This window comes from Serinicoccus chungangensis (genome assembly GCF_001483745.1).
Classification (GTDB): domain Bacteria; phylum Actinomycetota; class Actinomycetes; order Actinomycetales; family Dermatophilaceae; genus Ornithinicoccus; species Ornithinicoccus chungangensis_A.
In genome coordinates, this window is sequence record NZ_LQBL01000029.1 from 1 (window position 1) to 18,388 (window position 18,388).

The following is an 18,388-nucleotide window of genomic DNA, read 5'->3' on the forward strand; positions in this document are numbered from 1 at the left end:
GCCCCAGGGAGATCAGCTGACCACGGACAGGGAGATGAACTGTCCGCCAGCAAGGAGATCTACTGTCCGCCTACAGGGAAGTCCCACTGTCCCTTGACACATCCGAACGCTCGGGTTGCTGTCGGTGAGAGCCGTGACCAGCGGAGGTACCGCTGAGGCGCCGAACTGGGCCAGTGTGCTCGTCAGACTGTCTCTGCCTGCCAGGTCGGTCTGGCCCAGCCGAGTGATCAGCACTGGCAGCACCGAAGGATCACCGATTCGGGCTAGGGCCCACTGCGCCCTTTCTGCGACCGCCGTGTCCTGGTCGTCTAGACACGCCTTCACGGCGGCGGCGCTGTCGGGGTGCTTGATCTTGCTCAGCACGTGCAGGGCTTGGGTGCGTACTGCCGGGTCGGGGTCCGTTAGGGCCTGGGTGGCGGCATCGACTGCGGTGGTTGGAGTGCGGGTGAGAACCCACGTAAGGGTCTCGCGCACAAAGAAGTCGCTCTCCCCCCACAGTAGAGATGCGACTGCAGGAGTGAGAAGCGGGTCCGCGCGCGATCCGAGGGCGACTGCCGTCTGCTGGCGCACGTCCTTGTCCGGGTGCGTCAATCCTGCCAGTGCGGGGTGCGCGTCGTGCTGTCGTCTGTGGTCGGACTGATTCATGGTGTGAAGTTAGGGCCTCACGTCGTGTGAGGGTCAACCGCTCCTTCAGCCAGCCCAACGACAAGGGCGGTGCGCGGGGTTGAGCCAGACGCGATGAAGATACGGGGAGGGTCGGCTTTGACGGGACTACCCGCGAACCGTGCCCCTGCCCCCATCCGGGTTCATAACCTCGTGCTCTGGCATCCGGGACGCGTCGCGCAACCTGGTCCGGTGACGACCGTTTTCGAGCCGCGCTCGCGGCCACGCCTCTGGCCCTTCACCGCAGGTGGTGGTCAGGCTCAAAACCCCGACTCGAAAGGGGCATGGCTCGGAAACCGTCACAGGACGGACTTTCGGGCCGAGACCCGAGGTGAGCGGCTCTGCCCCCTCGCCCGGGCGAGTTCACTCAGGGCCCCAGGGTGGCCCGCACCAGCGCCGTCCGTCCGGCAGCGGGCATGGCGGCGAACATCCCCCACATGGCCGCCCCCAGCGCCCCGGCCCCGGCGTCCCGGGCCATGACGGCCCGCTGGCGGTGGGCCGGCAGGGTACCGAAGGCCTCGAAGAGCGCGACCGTGCCGGCGGTGTCGAGCCGCAGCAGCGCCCGCAACCCGGCCCGGCGCAGCAGGTCGCCCGGCCGGGCAGGGTCGGCGGCCGACGGCGGGTCGTCGGCGAGGAGAGCATTGGCCATCGACCGCGCCGAGCGCAGCGAGTGCGCCACCGAGTAGCCCGTGACCAGGTGGCCGCCTCGGCCGGCCGTGCCGACGGCGAGGGTCCCCGGGGGTGCAGGCTCGTCCCGTCCCCGCATGGGGATCCAGACCGTCTCCCGGGCGAGCGGGTCCTCGATCGCTGCCGTCCGCACGCCACGCCGCAGCAGCCGCCGGTGCAGGCGCTCGCGCAGCTCGGGCACCGGCATCGCGGGAGAGGCGGCTAGGCAGGTCTCCTCCAGCAGCACCCGGTCCTCGTCCAGCGGGAGGGCGTAGAGGAAGCTCGGCACGCCCCGAGGGGAGTCGGGGTCGTCCGACCAGTCGGTGCTCCAGTCCATGAGGACCCCCTCCGCCCCGGCCAACGCCGGTGCCGCGTCCTCGGGGGCGACGACGATGCCGGAGGCGGTCTGCGCCGGCGCCGGGTCCTGCGACCGGCGTCCGTCCGGACGGGCCCCCCGAGCGTCCACCACGACCCTCGCCTCGGCGGACAGCGCGCTCACCCCGGCGTCGTCCAGCCGGGCCTCGCGCAGCTCCACCGCGTCCAGCGGCAGGGCGGCCTGCAGCGCCGGGTTGTCGAGCACGGCATACGCCCGGGGCAGCCGGTGGCGGCCCCGTGCCCACAGCTCGGGCACCTCGATCCGCTGCCGCACGACCCCCGGTGGCAGACCGACCAGCTCCTCGGTCCACGCGCCATAGGTCGGGGTCCAGTCAGCTCCCGGTCGCGGGTCGACCGCGAGCACCGACAGGCCCCGGGCCGCGCAGGCCGACGCCAGGGCTCGTCCGGCCGGGCCGAGCCCGACGATCGCCACGTCCTTCACGCGCGTCTCACCTCCGGCGCCGACCCTAGCCGCACTAGGCTGACGCCATGCATTCCGGAGCGTCGGCGGCCGACCCCCACCTGGAGCTCGGCTACGAACGGTGCAGGGAGCTGACGAAGAAGCACGGGACCACCTACTACTGGGGTGCCCGGTTGCTGGCCCCGGAGCAGCGCCGCGACGTCTACGCCGTCTACGCGCTCTGCCGCCTGGCCGACGACATCGTCGACGAGCCCGAGACGGTCGACGTGCCCGTGCCCGCCGACCCCGACCCGGGGGTCCGGCTGCGCGGCTTCGAGCAGCTCTTCACCGACGCGCTCGTGCAGGGCGGCTCCGCCGACCCGGTCATGGCGGCGGTCGCCGACAGCCTGCGTCGCCGCGGCACCGACCCCGAGTGTTTCGACCGCTTCTTCCGCGCCATGGAGCTCGACCTCACCCGGGAGACCTGGGCCAGCTGGGAGGAGCTGCGCGACGGCTACATGGAAGGCTCGGCCGCCGTCATCGGCGAGATGATGCTGCCGGTCCTCGAGCCGCACGACCCGGCCGCCAAGGGCCCGGCCCGCTCCCTCGGGCTGGCCTTCCAGCTCACCAACTTCCTGCGCGACGTCGGCGAGGACCTCGACCGGGGGCGCGTCTACCTCCCGCAGGACGACCTCGCCCGGCACGGCGCCGACCCGCACGAGCGTCGGGTGACGCCGCAGTGGCGCACGATGATGGCCGAGCAGATCGAGCGCAACCGCGGTCTCTACGCCCACGCCTCGCAGGGCGTCGCCATGCTGCCGCCGCGCAGCGCCCGGTGCGTGGCGACGGCGCTGCGCATGTACGCCCTCATCCTCGACCGGATCGAGGCGGCCGACTACGACGTCTTCACCGAGCGCCGCCGGGTGCCGCGCCCGGTGAAGGTTGCGCTGCTCGCCGACGTGCTGGCCCGTGGCCCGCTGCGGCGGCTCCCCGGCCCAGTGGACGCGCGGTGAGAGGTATGCCCTCGCTCCCCCCGCTGCCGCACCCGCACCTCGTCGTGCTGCGCTCGGCGGCGACGCTCGTGCTGAGCGCGGTCGTGGCGCAGGCCGGGTGGGCAGCGGCCTTCATCGGCGGTGAGCCCGGCTACCGCGCCTTCCACGAGGTGGGGGCCTGGGTCACCCTGGTGCTGACGGTGGCCTGCGCGCTGGTCTACCTCGTCCTGCGCGCCTCGGCCGGGCCGGTCAACGTCACCCTGGCGGTCCTGCTTGCGGCGCTGGTCGCGGTCCAGACCGGGCTGGGGTCCTCCGGCGTCGTGGCCCCCCACGTCTTCCTCGGCGTGCTCATCGCCATGGTGGCCACCGCGCTGACGTCGTGGACCTACCGTCACGCGCTCCCGGAGGGGAGCGTCAGCTCGAAGCCCCGTAGCCAGTAGCCCTCGATGAGGTGGTCCCAGCCCAGCTCGGGCTCGGCGACCAGCCGGGGCTCGTGCGCGAGCAGCCGCACCAGCAGCGCGTCGGACTCCAGCAGTGCCAGGGGCTGCCCCGGGCACTTGTGCTCGCCGTCGCCGAAGGCGAGGCCGTAGCCGGCGGTGCCCCGCGGCATACCGCGGCCGGGGCACAGCTGCTGGGGGTCGGCGCCGACCGCCTGGGGGTCGGTGTTGGTGGCGCGCACGCACACGTCCACGAGGTCTCCGGGCGGGATCGTCCAGGTCTGCTCGCCGTCGGTGATCTCGACGGGCTGACGGACCCGGCGGTAGAGGTGGCCGACGACCGGCTCGAGCCGGATGATCTCCTCGAGGACGGCCAGCCGCTCAGGCTGCTCCGCCGCCAGGTAGCGCTCCCGCAGGGCGTCGTCCCCGAGCAGGTGCCAGGCGGCCATGACGATGAACTCCCGCGTCGTCACCATGCCCGCGGTGCCGTAGGTGACGCACTCGACGAGGATGCTCGTGCGGCTGTAGCCCTCGTCGAGCAGGTGGCTGATGATGTCGGTGCGGCGCCGCCGGCGCCGCGCCCGGATGGCCGGACGGACGTCGTGCCACCACAGCCGGGCGACCGGCCACAGCCCGTTGCGGGCCGCCCGGGCCCAGTCCAGGCGGCTACGCCCCAGGTCGTCGCGGGCGATGTCGAAGGGCGGCTGGTTGAAGAACGACACCAGCCTCCGCGAGAGCCCCGGCACGTCGGACTCGGTCAGCCCGACCAACTCGGCGGTGACCTCGACGGTGTAGTGCAGCGCGGCCTCGTCGAGCCGGCACCGGCCGCTCTCCAGGGCCTGCGCCACCGTGCGGTCGGCCACCTGGGCCATGAGGTCGCCGTAGCGCTCGGTCACGACGGCGGGGGCGAGGAACCGCGCCACCTTGCGCCGCTGGTCGTCATGCGTGGGGCCGTCCGAGACGAGGATCGGGTGGTGCTCGAGACGGCCCTGGGGGATGGCCTCGGCGGTGAACCCGGCCTGGGTCGTCGCGTGCCGCGCCCGGAGCAGCTGGCGTGCGGGCTGCAGCGCGCGCAGCCGCCACACCGTGCTCACGCCGGGGCGGCCTCCCGCGTCCACGCGTTCGACCCGGGGGGTCGCCGGCTCCTCGGGGCGGCGGGCCCGCCGGGCCCCCTCGGCGCCCGCACCCTGGTCACCCCCGCCGGGGTGGGCCGGGCAGCTCATCGGGAGCGGTAGCGCCCGGGGCGCAGGATCCCCTGCAGCGGCACGGTCCAGACGTCCTCGCCCTGCGCGCCCCAGCCGCCGAGCAGCTCGTTGGCGGCCAGGACCCCGGTCACGGCGGCGCGCTCCATCAGCGCCACCGGCCAGTCCACGCGCACCCCGTCGCCGGCCAGGACGAGACCGGGGTATGGCGTGGAGACGGTCGGCCGGTCGCGCCAGGGACCGGTGCCCACCAGGCCGCAGTCGTCCTCGACGAGCAGCTCCTCGTGACGGACCGCCAGCGCGGCCGTCTCGGGGTACACCTCGTGCAGCGAGCGCAGGAGCCGCTCCCTTACCGCGGCGATGTCGACCCCCCGCTCGCCGGACCCGCCGTCCGCGGCCAGCGACGGGTCGCGGGACGGGTCCACGGCATACGCGTGCAGCTCGACGACCGAGCCGCCGTGCTCGTCCGACCACCGTGCCGCGCCGGCCTCGAAGCGCTCCAGCACGGTGACGTTGTCGAGCAGGTCGAAGCCGCTGGTGCCGAGGAAGGCCTCCCGACCCGCCTCGACGAGGCCGTCGAGCCACAGCCGCAGCACGACGAAGGGCGGAGCGTTGTGGCCCGCGGCCAGCCTACGGTGCCAGTCCTGCTGGTCGGGACCGGCGGCGGAGAGCTCGCCGGCCAGGGCCCGGGTCGTCCTCGGGTCGGTGGCCAGGACCACGGCGTCGGCGTCCAGCGTCTCGCCGGCCCCGAGCCGCACCTGCCACGGCGCCCCCTCCTCGCCCGGCGCCCCCAGGTCCTGGACCCGAGTGCCGGTCCGGACGTCCGCGCCGCGGGCCAGGAGGTAGCGGTGCAACGGCTCCCAGAGCACGGTGTCGTAGTCGTCGTCCGGGACGTCGAAGAGCAGCCCCTCGGAGGAGCCGGTGAAGTAGGCGTGGAACATGCCCACGAGCTCGCCCGCGCCGAAGTCGTCCGGGTGGGCGAAGAAGGACCGCGCGAAGACCTCCAGCGCGAGGTGCCGGGCGCCCTCGGGGAAGCGCAGCCGGTCCAGGAACGCCTCCGCCGACTCCCCGTCGTAGCGCTCGTGGCTCTCCGGGTAGGACACGTTGATGAGCTCGATCGCGCTCGGCAGGTGGACCGAGGCCAGGCCGCTCAGCGGGAAGGTAGGGCTGCGGACCACGAAGGTCGCCAGGTTGGCCGGCGGGCTCGGCGGCAGCACCGCGAAGGAGTCGGTCAGCCCGTCGCCCCGGCGCAGCGGGTAGTCGGGCACCGGCACGAGGTGGGCCAGGGTCGGGTCGGCACGACGCAGCAGCGAGCGCAGCGTGTAGTACTGCCGGAAGAAGGCGTGGAACCCGCGTGACATGGTCCGGTCACCCTCGAGCGGCCAGGCGCGCACCCGGCCCCCGAGCTGGTCCTGGGCCTCGACGAGCGTCACCTGCACACCCCGCTCGACGAGCACGGTCGCCGCGGCGATGCCCGCGATGCCGCCGCCGACGACCACCACCCGCCGCTGTTCCTGCACCCTGGCCGCCCCGGCGGGGCCGGGGTGACGCACCGCTCGCCGATCGCGTCCGGGGGGGATCGGCCGCGGGCTCATGCCGCCTCCCCCTCGTGCGGGCGTCGGGCGAGGACGGTGTGCAGGATGCCGCGCTGCCACCCTCGGGGGGTGCTCCACCTCAGGTCCACCAGGCCGGCCCGGCGCAGCCGCGCCTCCAGCTCGCCGGTGGAGTCGTTGTCGAGCACGCTGCGTCGCAGGTAGGCGTAGATCGCCGGGTTGCCGCGAGTCAGCGCCGCGAGCGGGGTGACGACGAGACGACACACCGCCGACCAGGTCAGCGCCGCCCGGCGGTCGCCCTTGACGTGGTAGTCCTGGAGCGCCACCCAGCCGCCCGGGCGCACCTGGTCGACGATGGCGCCCACGACCTCGTCCCGCTGCTCGGCCGGCACGTTGCGCAGCAGGTATGCCGCCAGCACCCCGTCGGCGGTCTCGTCCAGCTCGGCTGCGGCCACCGTCGGCAGGTCCTGGGCGGGCGCGTGCACAAAGCTGACGCCGGCCGGCCACTCCTTGGCACGGGCCTGGGCCAGCATCCCCGCGGACGCGTCCAGCCCGACGATGCGCGCCCGGGGTCCGGCGGCGCCGACGAGCGCGCTGGTGGACAGTCCGGATCCGCACCCGAGGTCCCACAGCACGAGGGGTCCGTCCGGCAGGGCGCCCACCAGATCGGCGGCCGCGCCGGCCAGGGCGTCGTGGTAGCCCGGGTTGAGCCGGGTCAGCAGGTCGTAGCGGCCCGCCGCACGGTCGAACTCCTCGTCCAGCCGCGGCCTCGCCCTGCGCCCGGTCCTCGATACGTCTGCCACACGGCTCAGCCTATGCTGCCGTCCCGCGAGAGAGCCGCAGGTCACCCTGCAAGCACGACAGATGTCATCGGCGCCACCGCCCCCGCACGTCCTAGGTTGGTCGCCATGACGACTCCCGTGCTCCAGGTCGAGGCGCTGCGTCGCTCCTTCGGCCCCGCCACCGTGGTCGACGGGGTGAGCCTGCGCATCGACCCCGGGGAGACGGTCGGCCTCCTGGGCCCCAACGGCGCGGGCAAGACGACGACGATCTCGATGATCGCCGGGCTGCTGCGACCGGACGGCGGGTCGGTGCGCATCCAGGGGGTCGACGTGGCGAGCGACCCGCTGTCCGCCAAGCGTTACCTCGGCCTCGTCCCGCAGGACCTCGCCATCTACCCCGAGCTCTCGGCCCGCAGCAACCTGTCCTTCTTCGGCCGGCTGCAGGGGATGCGCGGGGCGGCCTTGCGCCGGCGGGTCGCCGAGGTGCTCGAGGTCGTCGGCCTCACCGACCGGGCCACCGGCCCCAGCAAGACCTTCTCGGGTGGGATGAAGCGCCGGCTCAACATCGCGATCGGCCTGCTGCACGAGCCCCGGCTGCTCATCCTCGACGAGCCGACGGTCGGCGTGGACCCGCAGTCGCGCAACGCCATCCTGGAGTCCGTCGAGGCGTTGTCGGGGGAGGGGATGGCCGTGCTCTACACCACCCACTACATGGAGGAGGCGGAGCGGCTCTGCGACCGCATCGGCATCATCGACGCCGGGCGGGTGATCGCCGAGGGCACGAGGGAGGAGCTCGTCGAGCTCACGGGACGCACCGACACCGTGACCCTGGCCGGCGACGGACCGCTGGAGGAGATCGAGGCGGCGGTGAGCCGCATACCCGCCGTGCGCGAGGTGCACCGGATCCCCGGTGAGCGACGGCTCGTCATGGTGGTGCAGGGCGCCCCGCAGGCGGTCAGCGCCATCGTGGCGACCGCGACCGGGGCCGGGATGACGCTGCGCGACGTGGAGATCAGCCGCCCGGATCTCGAGTCCGTCTTCCTGCACCTCACCGGCAAGGCCCTGCGGGACTGAGCATGGGACGTGTCCTGGTCATGGTGGGGTCGGACCTGCGCCAGCAGGTGCTGGACCGGTCGATCTTCATCTTCGGGCTGGCGGTGCCGCTGGCGCTCATGTGGGTCTTCTCGCTCGTCTTCGCGCCGCTCGCCGAGGAGCTCGAGCCGGTGACCGTCGCCGTGAGCGGGCCGGCGGAGGACCCGCTCACGGGGACCCTCGCGGAGACGCTGGACGGACTCGACGACGCCGTCGACACGACGGTGCTCGAGGTGGACGCCGCCGAGGTGCCGACGCTCCTCGCGGACGCCGAGGTCGGGGCCGCCGTCCTCGTCCCGGACGGCTTCTCCGCCGCGCTCGCCGAGGGGGACGCCCCGCAGGTGCAGGTGCGGCTGCCCGAGTCCCCCGGCCTGGAGGGCGAGGTCGTCACCGCGGTCGTCGACGGGGTGCTGCGGCAGTTCACCGCGACGGCGCGCACCGCCGCCGCGGCGGAGGAGCTGGGTGCGCAGCCCCAGGAGGTCGACGCCGTCCTGGCCGAGGACGCGGCGACCGGCCCTGCCGTGCTCTGGGCCCCGGGCGAGACGGCCGACGAGCAGCTGTCCGCCCGGGAGTCGATCGTCGCCGGCCAGGCCGGGTTCTTCCTGCTCTTCACCGTCGGCTTCGGGGTGCTGGGGCTGGTCGTCGAGCGGGAGTGGGGCACCCTGGCCCGGCTGCTGTCGATGCCGATCCCCTCGTGGTGGGTGCCGCTGTCCAAGGGGCTCTCCAGCTGGGCGCTGGGGGTCGTGGCGACCGGGGTGCTGCTCCTGGCCGGCTCCCTCCTCTTCGACGACGTCCACCTCGGGTCGCCCGGGGTCATCGCCGTGCTGCTCCTGGCCGTGGTGGCCGCCGCGACCTCGATCATGTTCGTCATCGCCAAGGTCGCCCGCACCGCGGAGCAGGCGGGGGTGGCGCAGACCATCGTGGCGATCACGCTGGGGATGAGCGGTGGAGCCTTCTTCCGGGTGGGCTCCGAGGGGCTTCTCGGCACCGTGCTGCAGCTCAACCCGGTCACCGCGCTGGGCCGCGGCCTCGGCATCACGGCCGGCGGCGGCGGGGTGGCCGACCTCACGCCGGTCCTGGTGGCGATGGGGCTGATGTGCGTGGTGATGGCGACGCTCGCCGTGCTGGTGCCCGGGCGGAGGGACGTGCTGTGAGGGTCGTGCTGGCGATCGCCTGGGTGGAGCTGCGGCGCTTCCTCGCCGACCGGTCCAACCTCTTCTTCGTGCTCATCCTGCCGTTGGCCATGGTGGCGGTCATCGGCTGGCAGTTCGGCAGCGACCGGTCCGGCGCGCCGGTCGCGGTGCAGGGCCCGGGGGGCGCGGCCACGCAGGCCCTGGTCGCCGGGTGGGAGGACGCCGAGCTCGGGGTCACCGTCCGCGACACACCGGAGCTCGTGCAGGAGGACGTCTCCCGGGGCAGCGCCGAGGTCGGCGTGCTCCTGGACGCCGAGGCGGAGGCGGCCTGGCGTGACGGCATACCGATGGAGCTGGAGATCATCACGGGGTCGTCGTCCGAGGCTCCGGCGGTGGCGCAGGTGGTCCGTGCCCGGGCGGAGGCGGTCGCGACGGAGGAAGGGCAGGTCAGGCTGCTGGAGACCGTCGGCGACGAGGCGGAGGCGCGGGCTGCGCTGGACGACGCCTCGACCCTCGTGCCCCCGGCGCAGCTGCTCGTGCAGCAGCCCGAGGACCCGGTGGCCGTGGCCTTCGAGGGGGTCGAGCAGTTCGACAGCGGGGCGGTCGCGCAGCTGCTGCTCTTCGTCTTCCTCAGCACCCTCAACGCCGCGCCGGCCCTCATCAAGGCCCGACGGGACGGGGTGGTCCGGCGCACCATGGCCGCCCCGGTGACGACCGCCCAGGCGATGGCGGGGCTGACGACGGGGCGGGTCGTCATCGCCCTGGTCCAGGGCGCCTACATCATGCTGGCCTCCAGCCTGCTCTTCGGGGTCCGGTGGGGCTCGCTCGGGGTGGCCGTCGTCGTGCTGCTCGTCTTCGGGCTGGTCGCGGCCGGGGTCGCGATGGTCATCGGGGTCCTGGTCGACAGCGAGGGGGCCGCCAGCGGGCTGGCCGTGGGGGGCGGGCTGGTGCTCGGGGCGGTCGGCGGCTCGATGGTGCCGCTCGAGTTCTACTCCGACACCCTGCGGCAGGTCGCCCAGCTCACCCCGCACGCCTGGGCCAACGAGGCCATGGCGCAGGTCCAGCGCCAGGGTGCGGGGATCGTCGACGTGCTGCCCCAGCTCGGCGTGCTCGCGGCGATGGCCGTCGGGGTGCTCGTCCTCGGCTCGCTGCTGCTCCGGCGCAGCCTCGCCCGGGCGATGTAGGGCTGACCGACCGGGGTATGCGCGCCCCGGCCGTGGTTCCACGGTCGCCGGGACTGCCGCCGCGACGTCATACCTCGATCGCCGAGCCCTCCGTCGCCTCCCCGCGCGTTCGGAGTGCACCCACCGCGCGTCCGGTGGAGTCCCGACACGCGTCCGGTGGAGTCCCACCGCGCGTCCGGTGGAGTCCCACCGCGCGTCCGGTGGAGTCCCGACACGCGTCCGGTGTGGTCCGTCCGCACGTCCGGTGCAGGGGAGGGCTACTCGTCGTCCACCAGGACGGCGGCCCCGCTGAACTGCGCGGCGTGCAGCCGCGCGTAGGCGCCGTCGCGCTGCACCAGGTCGTCGTGCGTGCCCTGCTCGACGATGCGGCCCGCCTCCATGACGAGGATGAGGTCGGCGTCCCGGATCGTCGAGAGCCGGTGGGCGATGACGAAGCTGGTGCGGTCGGCCCGCAGGCGGGCCATCGCCTCCTGGACGAGCAGCTCGGTGCGGGTGTCCACCGAGCTGGTCGCCTCGTCGAGGATGAGCAGCGAGGGCTGGGCCACGAACGCCCGGGCGATGGTGATGAGCTGCTTCTCCCCGACGGACACCGCGCCGGCGTCGTCGTCCAGGACCGTGTCGTAGCCGTCGGGCAGGTGCTGTACGAACCGGTCGACGTAGGCCGCCTCGGCGGCCGCGCGCACCTCCTCCCGGCTGGCGCCCGGACGCCCGTAGGCGATGTTGTCGGCGATGCTGCCCTCGAAGAGCCAGGTGTCCTGCAGGACCATCCCGACCCGGGACCGCAGGTCCTCGCGGGTCATCGTGGTGACGTCCCGGCCGTCGAGGGTGATGCGGCCGCCGTCCAGCTCGTAGAAGCGCAGGATGAGGTTGACCAGCGTGGTCTTGCCCGCCCCCGTCGGACCCACGATCGCCACCGTCTGACCCGGCTCCGCGACGAGCGACAGGTCCTCGATGAGCGGCTCCTCGCCGTAGGAGAACCGCACGTCCTCGAAGACGATGCGCCCGCTGCGGCCCCGGGGGGCGGGTGGCGCGTCGGCCGGGTCAGGGGACTGGCGCGGTGCGTCCAGCAGCTCGAAGGTGCGCTCGGCGGAGGCCACGCCCGACTGCAGCAGGTTGGCCATGGAGGCGACCTGGGTCACCGGCTGGGTGAACTGGCGGGAGTACTGGATGAACGCCTGCACGCTGCCCAGCGACAGCGTGCCCGAGGTGACCCGCAGCGCTCCCACGACCGCGACCAGGACGTAGCCGAGGTTGCCGATGAGGAACATCGCGGGCATGATCACGCCGCTCATGAACTGCGCCCGCCAGGTCACGTCGTAGAGCTGCTCGTTGATCTCCCGGACCCGCCCGGCCACCTGTTCGCGGCGCCCGAACACGGTGACCAGCTCGTGGCCGGTGAAGGCCTCCTCGATCTGCCCGTTGAGGGTGCCGGTGTGCGCCCACTGGGCCTTGAAGAGCTTCTGGCTGCGGCGCGCGATGAGCACCGTCACCAGGACCGAGACCGGGACGGACAGCACCGCGATGAGGGTGAGCGTGGGGGAGATCCACAGCATCATGGCGAGGATCGCGACCACCGTGACGAGGGCGTTGAGCAGCTGGCCGAAGGTCTGCTGCAGGGTCTGCTGCAGGTTGTCCAGGTCGTTGGTGACCCGGGAGAGGATCTCCCCGCGCGGGCGGCCGTCGACATAGGCCAGGGGCAGCTCGTGCAGCTGGTCCTCGGCGTCGGACCGCAGGTCGCGGACGGTCCGCATCGAGATGCGGTTGACCAGCCGGGTCGAGACCCACATGAGCACCGCGGAGCCGGCGTAGAGCGCGATCACCAGCAGGACCGTGCGTCCGACGGCCCCGAAGTCGATCCCCTGGCCGGGCACGAGGTGGGGTGTCCCCGCCACCAGGTCGGCCATGGTGTCCTGCCCGTCGGCCCGCAGCCCGCGCACCACCGAGTCCACGCTCGCACCCGAGGGCAGCCGCGAGCCCAGGAACCCGGCGAAGATGTAGTCGGTGGCCCGGCCCAGCACGCGCGGCCCGAGCACGCTGAGCACCACGGCGACGAGGGTGAGCAGGACGGACAGCGCGACGTAGGCGCGGTAGGGGGACAACCGGCCGGCGAGCCGGCGGGCCGAGGCCGCGAAGTCGCTCGGCTTCTCGACCGGCACCGCCGCCCCGACCGGTCCGCCCGGCCCGCGCCGCGGCGGCGGGCTGGGGGTGCGGTCCTCGTCCTCGTCGCTCACGCCGCCACGTCCCCGTGCTGCTGCGACCGGACGATCTCGGCATACGTCGGGCAGGTCTCGACCAGCTCGCTATGCCGTCCGGTGCCGACCACCCGGCCCTCGTCGAGGACGACGATCTGGTCGGCGTCGGCGATGGTGGAGACGCGCTGCGCGACGACGAGGACGGTGGCGTCGCGGGTGAGGGGACGCAGGGCGGCGCGCAGCCGCGCGTCGGTGGCCAGGTCCAAGGCGGAGAAGGAGTCGTCGAAGAGGTAGACCGACGGTCGCGCGACGAGCGCCCGCGCGATGCACAGGCGCTGCCGCTGGCCCCCGGAGACGTTGCTGCCGCCCTGGGCGACCGGGTGGTCCAGCCCCTCCGGGAAGGCGCGGACGAAGTCGTCGGCCTGGGCGACCCGCAGCGCCTCCCACAGCTGCTCGTCGGTGGCCTCGGGGTCGCCGAAGCGCAGGTTGGTGGCCACGGTGCCGGAGAAGAGGTAGGGCCGCTGCGGCACCAGGCCGACCCGGGACCAGAGCTGCTCCGGCGCGAGGTCGCGCACGTCGACGCCGTCCACGAGCACCGCGCCGCCGCTGACGTCGGCCAGCCGGGGCAGCAGCCGGACGAGGGTGGTCTTGCCCGACCCGGTGGCCCCGACCACCGCCGTGGTGGTGCCCGGTCGGGCGACGAGGTCGATGTCCCGCAGGACGGGGTGCTCGGCGCCGGGGTAGGTGAAGGAGACACCCCGCAGCTCGACCAGGCCACGGGCGTCGGGCCGCGGCTCGCGCGGCTGCGCAGGGGCGACGACGCTCGTGCCGGTGCCGAGCACCGCACCGATGCGTTCGGCCGAGACGGTGGCGCGCGGGATCATCGTCGCGACCATCGTCGCCATCATGATCGACATGAGGATCTGGATGAGGTAGCTGATGTAGGCGGTCAGCGCGCCGACCTCCATCGCCCCGGAGGCGACGCGCTGCGCCCCGAACCAGATGACGCCGACGCTCGAGAGGTTCATGACGAGCATGACGAAGGGGAACATCAGCGCCATGAGGTCGCCGAGCCGGAGGCCGATGCCGGTGAGCTCGGCGTTGGTCCGGGCGAAGCGCTCCCGCTCCTGCGGCTCCCGCGTGAAGGCGCGGATGACGCGGATGCCGGTGATCTGCTCGCGCATGACCCGGTTGACGGCGTCCAGCTGACGCTGGTTGGCCCGGAACAGCGGCACCATCCGCGCGATGATGACCCCCATGCCGGCGAGCAGCACCGCGACGGCGACGGCGATGAGCGGGGAGAGGCCGACGTCCTGCCGGACCGCCATGACGACACCGCCGACGGCGGTGATCGGGGCGGCGACGAGCATGACGAGCGCCATGAAGGTGACCTGCTGCACCTGCTGGACGTCGTTGGTGCTGCGGGTGATGAGCGAGGGGGCGCCGAACTCGCCGAGCTCCCGGGTGGAGAAGGACAGCACCCGCTCGACCACCGCGCCGCGCACGTCGCGACCCACCCCCATCGACGTCCGCGCCGCCGCCCAGGTGGCCGCGATCTGGGCGGTGGCCTGGACGGCGCTCACCGCGAGCATGATGCCCCCGACCCGCCAGATGTAGGGCAGGTCGGTCTGGACGATGCCGCGGTCGATGATGTCGGCGTTGAGGCTGGGGAGGTACAGGCTGGCCAGGGTCGCCACCAGCTGAAGGGCCAGCACCGTCACGACGAGCCCGGTGTAGGGCCGCAGGTGGCGGCGCAGCAGTCGGGTGAGCACCTCCTGATTGTGCACCCTTGCACCGACACAGAGCTGTGACCTGTCTCGTGACGGTGAGGTAAAGGGCATACCCGCAGGTCAAGACCCCTTGACGCAGCGTCCGACAGGCCGTCGTCGTGACCTGATCGTGATCTGATCGTGACGTCGCTCCCCTGGTATGCCGTCCCCCAGCGCCTAGGGTCGAAGGCGGCCCTCACAACGACCTGTCGGGGCCGAATCATCGAAGGAGATCATTCGTGAGCAGTGCTAGGCCAGGGGGATCCCCCCGCCGTGCTCTCTCCGCGATCGCCGTCCTGTCGCTGACCGGAGCCGTCCTGGCACCGCTCTCGGCCGCAGCCGACGAGGACGCGTTCGTCGCGCCGGGCTCCCCGGCGCCGGAGAGCAAGATCCAGGACAACCAGGCCACCGGCGCGGAGCTGGTGCCCGACTCCTACTTCGTCCAGCTCGCTGGACCCAGCACGAGCGCCGGCGGTTCGCTGGCCTCGATCGAGTCCCAGCGCGACCGCTTCCTCGCCGACGTGGACGCCTCCGGCGTCGAGCTCGAGGTGCGCTCGGAGTTCGGGACCCTCTGGAACGGCCTGTCGGTCACGGCCAGCGAGAGCTCGCTGGTCGAGCTGGCGGCCTCCGACGCGGTCGAGGCGATCTTCCCCGTCGGGGTCATCGACGCCCCCGAGCGCCCCGAGGGAACCCAGATCGACCCCGAGCTGTTCACCGCCATCTCGATGACCGGTGCCGACATCGTGCAGAGCGAGCTCGGCTTCGACGGCACGGGCGTCCGGGTCGGCATCATCGACACCGGCATCGACTACGACCACCCGGACTTCGGTGGAAACGGCAGCCCCGGCAGCACGACCTTCCCGACCGAGAAGGTGGCCTTCGGCTACGACTTCGTCGGCGACGACTACAACGCCGACCCCGGCGCGGGCGACGCCTACCAGCCCAAGCCGTTCCCGGACGAGGACCCCGACGACTGCCAGGGTCACGGCACCCACGTCGCCGGCATCACCGGCGCCGACGGCGAGGTCACCGGTGTGGCCCCCGGCGTGACGCTCGGCGCCTACCGCGTCTTCGGCTGCGAGGGCTCGACCGACGCCGACATCATGCTGCACGCGATGGAGCAGACGCTCACCGACGAGATGGACGTCGTCAACCTGTCCATCGGCTCGGCCTTCTCCGCCTGGAAGGAGTACCCGACCGCGCAGGCCACGGACGCGCTCGCCCGCGAGGGTGTCGTGGTGGTCGCCTCCATCGGCAACTCCGGGGCCAACGGCCTGCATTCGGTCGGCGCCCCCGGGGTCGGCGAGGACACCATCGGTGTCGGCTCGGTGGACAACACGTTCTACGAGGCCAACTTCTTCGTCGACGAGGAGGAGAACGAGGTGCCCTACACCATCGGGTCGCCGGCACCGGAGCCGCCGACCTCGGGTGAGGACGACGTCGTCGCCGTGCACGAGCCCGGCACGACCGAGGCCCAGGCCTGCGGCACCGACCCCTTCACCGCGGAGGAGCAGGCCGTCATCGAGGGCAACTGGGTCATGATCCAGCGTGGCACCTGCAGCTTCTACGAGAAGGCGGCTAACGGCCAGGCAGCCGGTGCGGCGGGCGTCATGCTCTACAACAACACCGGCGGCAGCATCAACCCCAGCCTCGCCGGCGACCCGGAGATCGAGGTCCCGGTGGTCATGGTGACCCAGGCCGACGGCGAGCGGCTCGCCGCGGACGCGCTGGCGACCGACGGCCACGTGGTGACCTGGACCGACGGTTCGACCTCGGTCCCGAACCCGACCGGCGGTCTCATCAGCTCGTTCAGCTCCATCGGGACGATGGCGGACACCACCTTCAAGCCGGACCTGTCCGCGCCGGGTGGGCAGATCTACGCCACCTACCCGCTGGAGATCCAGCCCTACGCCACGCTGTCCGGCACCTCGATGGCCGCCCCGCACGTCGCGGGGGCCGCGGCCCTCATGCTCGAGGCCGACCCGGACCTGGGTGTCGAGGAGGTCAAGCTCAAGCTGCAGAACAGCTCGATGCAGCTGCCGCTCAACGTCTCACCGGCCGCCGGCCTGGAGCTGGTGCACCGCCAGGGCGCCGGCATGATCCAGATCGACGACTCGATCCTCGCCGAGGCCACGATCGAGCCCGGCCTGGTCCAGCTCGGTCAGCAGCTCGCCGGTGAGACCAGCACCCAGACGGTGACGCTGACCAACACCAGCGACGCCGAGCAGGTCTACGCGGTCGAGCACACGCCCGCCGTGGCCACCTCCGGCACGGCAAACGACTTCGGTTACTACCTCGCCCCGGCCGACGTCACCGTCGCGCCGAGCGTGGTCGTGCCCGCGGGTGCCAGCGTGGAGGTCCCCATGACCATCACCTCGCCGGCGATCGACGGGGAGATGGGGCCGATCTTCGGCGGCTACGTCACCTTCACCACCGGTGAGGGCGAGGAGGCCGACTCCTACGCGGTCGCCTACGGCGGTCACGCGGCCGACCTGCAGGAGACCGAGGTGCTCGCGGACCGCACCGACGGCACCGAGCTGCCCGCGCTGGGCGCGGTCGCCGACTGCGGCATGTGGCTCGGCTACGAGTGCGTCGACCCGGCCGGGACGTACGTCCTCGGCGTCGACGAGGGCACGACCTTCTCCATGGAGCAGGACGACGCCCCGCAGTTCCTCATCCACTTCGAGCATCAGGCCCGGCGCATGGAGTGGGAGCTCTTCGCGGCCGAGGAGGACGGCGCCAAGGGTGAGTCCCTGGGTACCGTCGCCGAGGTCGACTACCTCGCCCGCTCCGCCACCCGCGACGGCTTCTCGGCCTACCCGTGGGACGGCATGATGATCGACGACAACGGCGCCAAGGTCCGGGTCCCGGACGGCGACTACGTCATGGAGATCGTCGTCACCAAGGCGAAGGCGTGGAACGACGACCGTGAGGCGCAGACCGAGACGTGGGACAGCCCCGTCTTCGGGATCGCCTTCGAGGGCTCGGACTACGGCAACGAGGACCGCCCGGCGGTCGAGCGCACGCTCGGCCAGGACCGCTACTCCACCGCCTCCGAGCTGGCCGTCGAGGCCTTCCCGCAGGGCGTGGAGACGGTCTTCGTCGCCAGCGGCCGGGCCTTCCCGGACGCCCTGGCCGGCGGCGCCCTCGCGGGCTCCGACGGGGCTCCCGTCCTGCTGACCAAGCCGGACGAGCTCCCCGCGGCGACGCGGATGGCGCTGCAGCAGCTCGGCCCGGACAACATCGTCGTCCTCGGTGGTGACGGTGCGGTGAGCGACGACGTCGTGACGGCGCTCGGCGAGTATGCCGACGTCGATCGGCTCGCGGGTGCCAACCGGTACGAGACGGCCGTCGACATCAGCCAGGCCCAGTCCGACGACGCCGACATCGTCTTCCTCGCCAGCGGCAGGGACTACCCGGACGCCCTCGCGGCGGCCGCGGCGGCCGGGATGGAGGACTCCGCGGTCCTGCTGACCCGTCCGGACCTGCTGCCGGGCGCGACGGCCGACGAGTTGGAGCGGCTCTCGCCGGAGACGGTCTACGTCGTCGGTGGCGACGCGGCGGTCTCGGACGACGTGGCGACCGCCGCCGGCGCCGACGCCGGTGAGGTCGTGCGGCTGAGCGGTACCAACCGTTACGGCACGGCCGCCGCGGTGGCCGCCGAGTTCTTCCCGACCCCGGCTCCGGGCGCCTTCCTGGCGACCGGTGCGGAGTTCCCGGACGCCCTCGCGGCGGCCCCGGTGGCGGCGATGAACAACATGGCGGTGCTACTCACCCGGACCGATGCCCTGCCCGGTGACACGGTCGACGCGATGACGCAGATGCGGGCCCAGCTCGTGCACATCGTCGGCGGCTACGGCGCGGTCAGCCTCGGGATCCAGGAGACCCTTGAGGAGGTCGTCTACCCGTGAGGCCCCTGGCCTGACGGACCATCGACGAGGCCCCCGG

General features: G+C 72.9%; 13 protein-coding genes. 6 read left to right on the plus strand and 7 right to left on the minus strand.

The window, feature by feature from the left end:
* Positions 1-12: 12 nt before the first annotated feature.
* Complete coding sequence (locus AVL62_RS11645) at positions 13-645, minus strand: HEAT repeat domain-containing protein (protein ID WP_083518916.1); 633 nt, start codon at positions 643-645, stop codon at positions 13-15.
* A gap of 385 nt (positions 646-1,030) precedes the next feature.
* Positions 1,031-2,146 carry a lycopene cyclase family protein gene (locus AVL62_RS11650; RefSeq protein WP_058891839.1) on the minus strand — a complete coding sequence of 372 codons (1,116 nt, stop codon included), beginning with the start codon at positions 2,144-2,146 and terminating at the stop codon, positions 1,031-1,033.
* Between the two features lie 47 nt (positions 2,147-2,193).
* Between AVL62_RS11650 and AVL62_RS11655 the strand changes: the two genes are divergently transcribed.
* Together AVL62_RS11655 and AVL62_RS11660 are read left to right on the plus strand one after the other, a co-directional pair.
* Positions 2,194-3,117: a phytoene/squalene synthase family protein gene (locus AVL62_RS11655; protein WP_058891840.1), complete on the plus strand. Its 924-nt coding sequence runs from the start codon at positions 2,194-2,196 to the stop codon at positions 3,115-3,117.
* Positions 3,118-3,122: 5 nt separating this feature from the next.
* Positions 3,123-3,536: a hypothetical protein gene (locus tag AVL62_RS11660; RefSeq protein ID WP_058891841.1), complete on the plus strand. Its 414-nt coding sequence runs from the start codon at positions 3,123-3,125 to the stop codon at positions 3,534-3,536.
* Here AVL62_RS11660 and AVL62_RS11665 read toward each other — a convergent pair.
* Genes AVL62_RS11665 through AVL62_RS11675 form a run of 3 tightly spaced genes read right to left on the minus strand, consistent with a single transcriptional unit; the run spans position 3,488 to position 7,091 of the window.
* On the minus strand, positions 3,488-4,756 hold the full coding sequence (locus tag AVL62_RS11665; RefSeq protein ID WP_083518917.1) for a cytochrome P450: 1,269 nt from the start codon (positions 4,754-4,756) through the stop codon (positions 3,488-3,490). The two genes, AVL62_RS11660 and AVL62_RS11665, sit on opposite strands and share 49 nt — an antisense overlap.
* A complete protein-coding gene (locus AVL62_RS11670; RefSeq protein ID WP_058891842.1) occupies positions 4,753-6,330 on the minus strand; it encodes an FAD-dependent oxidoreductase in 1,578 nt (525 codons plus the stop codon). The genes AVL62_RS11665 and AVL62_RS11670 overlap by 4 nt, the downstream gene beginning before the upstream one ends.
* Positions 6,327-7,091, minus strand: a complete 765-nt coding sequence (locus AVL62_RS11675) for a methyltransferase domain-containing protein (RefSeq protein ID WP_201023266.1) — start codon at positions 7,089-7,091, stop codon at positions 6,327-6,329. Before AVL62_RS11675 ends, AVL62_RS11670 begins: the two co-directional genes overlap by 4 nt.
* Positions 7,092-7,196: 105 nt before the next feature.
* Between AVL62_RS11675 and AVL62_RS11680 the strand changes: the two genes are divergently transcribed.
* The 3 genes from AVL62_RS11680 to AVL62_RS11690 are packed head-to-tail and all read left to right on the plus strand — an operon-like array spanning position 7,197 to position 10,479.
* Complete coding sequence (locus AVL62_RS11680; RefSeq protein ID WP_058891843.1) at positions 7,197-8,144, plus strand: ABC transporter ATP-binding protein; 948 nt, start codon at positions 7,197-7,199, stop codon at positions 8,142-8,144.
* Between the two features lie 2 nt (positions 8,145-8,146).
* Positions 8,147-9,316 (plus strand): ABC transporter permease, encoded by a 1,170-nt coding sequence (locus AVL62_RS11685; protein ID WP_058891844.1) that lies wholly within the window; start codon positions 8,147-8,149, stop codon positions 9,314-9,316.
* Entirely contained in the window at positions 9,313-10,479 is a 1,167-nt protein-coding gene (locus AVL62_RS11690) for an ABC transporter permease (protein WP_235585680.1), read from the plus strand. Before AVL62_RS11685 ends, AVL62_RS11690 begins: the two co-directional genes overlap by 4 nt.
* Positions 10,480-10,736: 257 nt before the next feature.
* Here the strand turns inward: AVL62_RS11690 and AVL62_RS11695 are convergent, their stop codons facing one another.
* Positions 10,737-12,710: an ABC transporter ATP-binding protein gene (locus AVL62_RS11695; RefSeq protein WP_058891845.1), complete on the minus strand. Its 1,974-nt coding sequence runs from the start codon at positions 12,708-12,710 to the stop codon at positions 10,737-10,739.
* On the minus strand, positions 12,707-14,443 hold the full coding sequence (locus AVL62_RS11700) for an ABC transporter ATP-binding protein (protein WP_058891938.1): 1,737 nt from the start codon (positions 14,441-14,443) through the stop codon (positions 12,707-12,709). The genes AVL62_RS11695 and AVL62_RS11700 overlap by 4 nt, the downstream gene beginning before the upstream one ends.
* Before the next feature lie 236 nt (positions 14,444-14,679).
* Here AVL62_RS11700 and AVL62_RS18125 point away from each other — a divergent pair, with 236 nt between their 5' ends.
* A complete protein-coding gene (locus tag AVL62_RS18125) occupies positions 14,680-18,351 on the plus strand; it encodes a cell wall-binding repeat-containing protein (RefSeq protein ID WP_058891846.1) in 3,672 nt (1,223 codons plus the stop codon).
* The last annotated feature ends 37 nt before the right edge of the window (positions 18,352-18,388 follow it).

What these genes read in the sequence shown, in the direction of transcription:
- AVL62_RS11645 (WP_083518916.1), bottom strand. Translation starts at nt 645, where the DNA reads ATGAATCAGTCCGACCACAGACGACAGCACGACGCGCACCCCGCACTG.
- AVL62_RS11665 (WP_083518917.1), bottom strand. Translation starts at nt 4,756, where the DNA reads ATGAGCTGCCCGGCCCACCCCGGCGGGGGTGACCAGGGTGCGGGCGCC.
- AVL62_RS11685 (WP_058891844.1), top strand. Translation starts at nt 8,147, where the DNA reads ATGGGACGTGTCCTGGTCATGGTGGGGTCGGACCTGCGCCAGCAGGTG.
- AVL62_RS11670 (WP_058891842.1), bottom strand. Translation starts at nt 6,330, where the DNA reads ATGAGCCCGCGGCCGATCCCCCCCGGACGCGATCGGCGAGCGGTGCGT.
- AVL62_RS11680 (WP_058891843.1), top strand. Translation starts at nt 7,197, where the DNA reads ATGACGACTCCCGTGCTCCAGGTCGAGGCGCTGCGTCGCTCCTTCGGC.
- AVL62_RS11660 (WP_058891841.1), top strand. Translation starts at nt 3,123, where the DNA reads ATGCCCTCGCTCCCCCCGCTGCCGCACCCGCACCTCGTCGTGCTGCGC.
- AVL62_RS11655 (WP_058891840.1), top strand. Translation starts at nt 2,194, where the DNA reads ATGCATTCCGGAGCGTCGGCGGCCGACCCCCACCTGGAGCTCGGCTAC.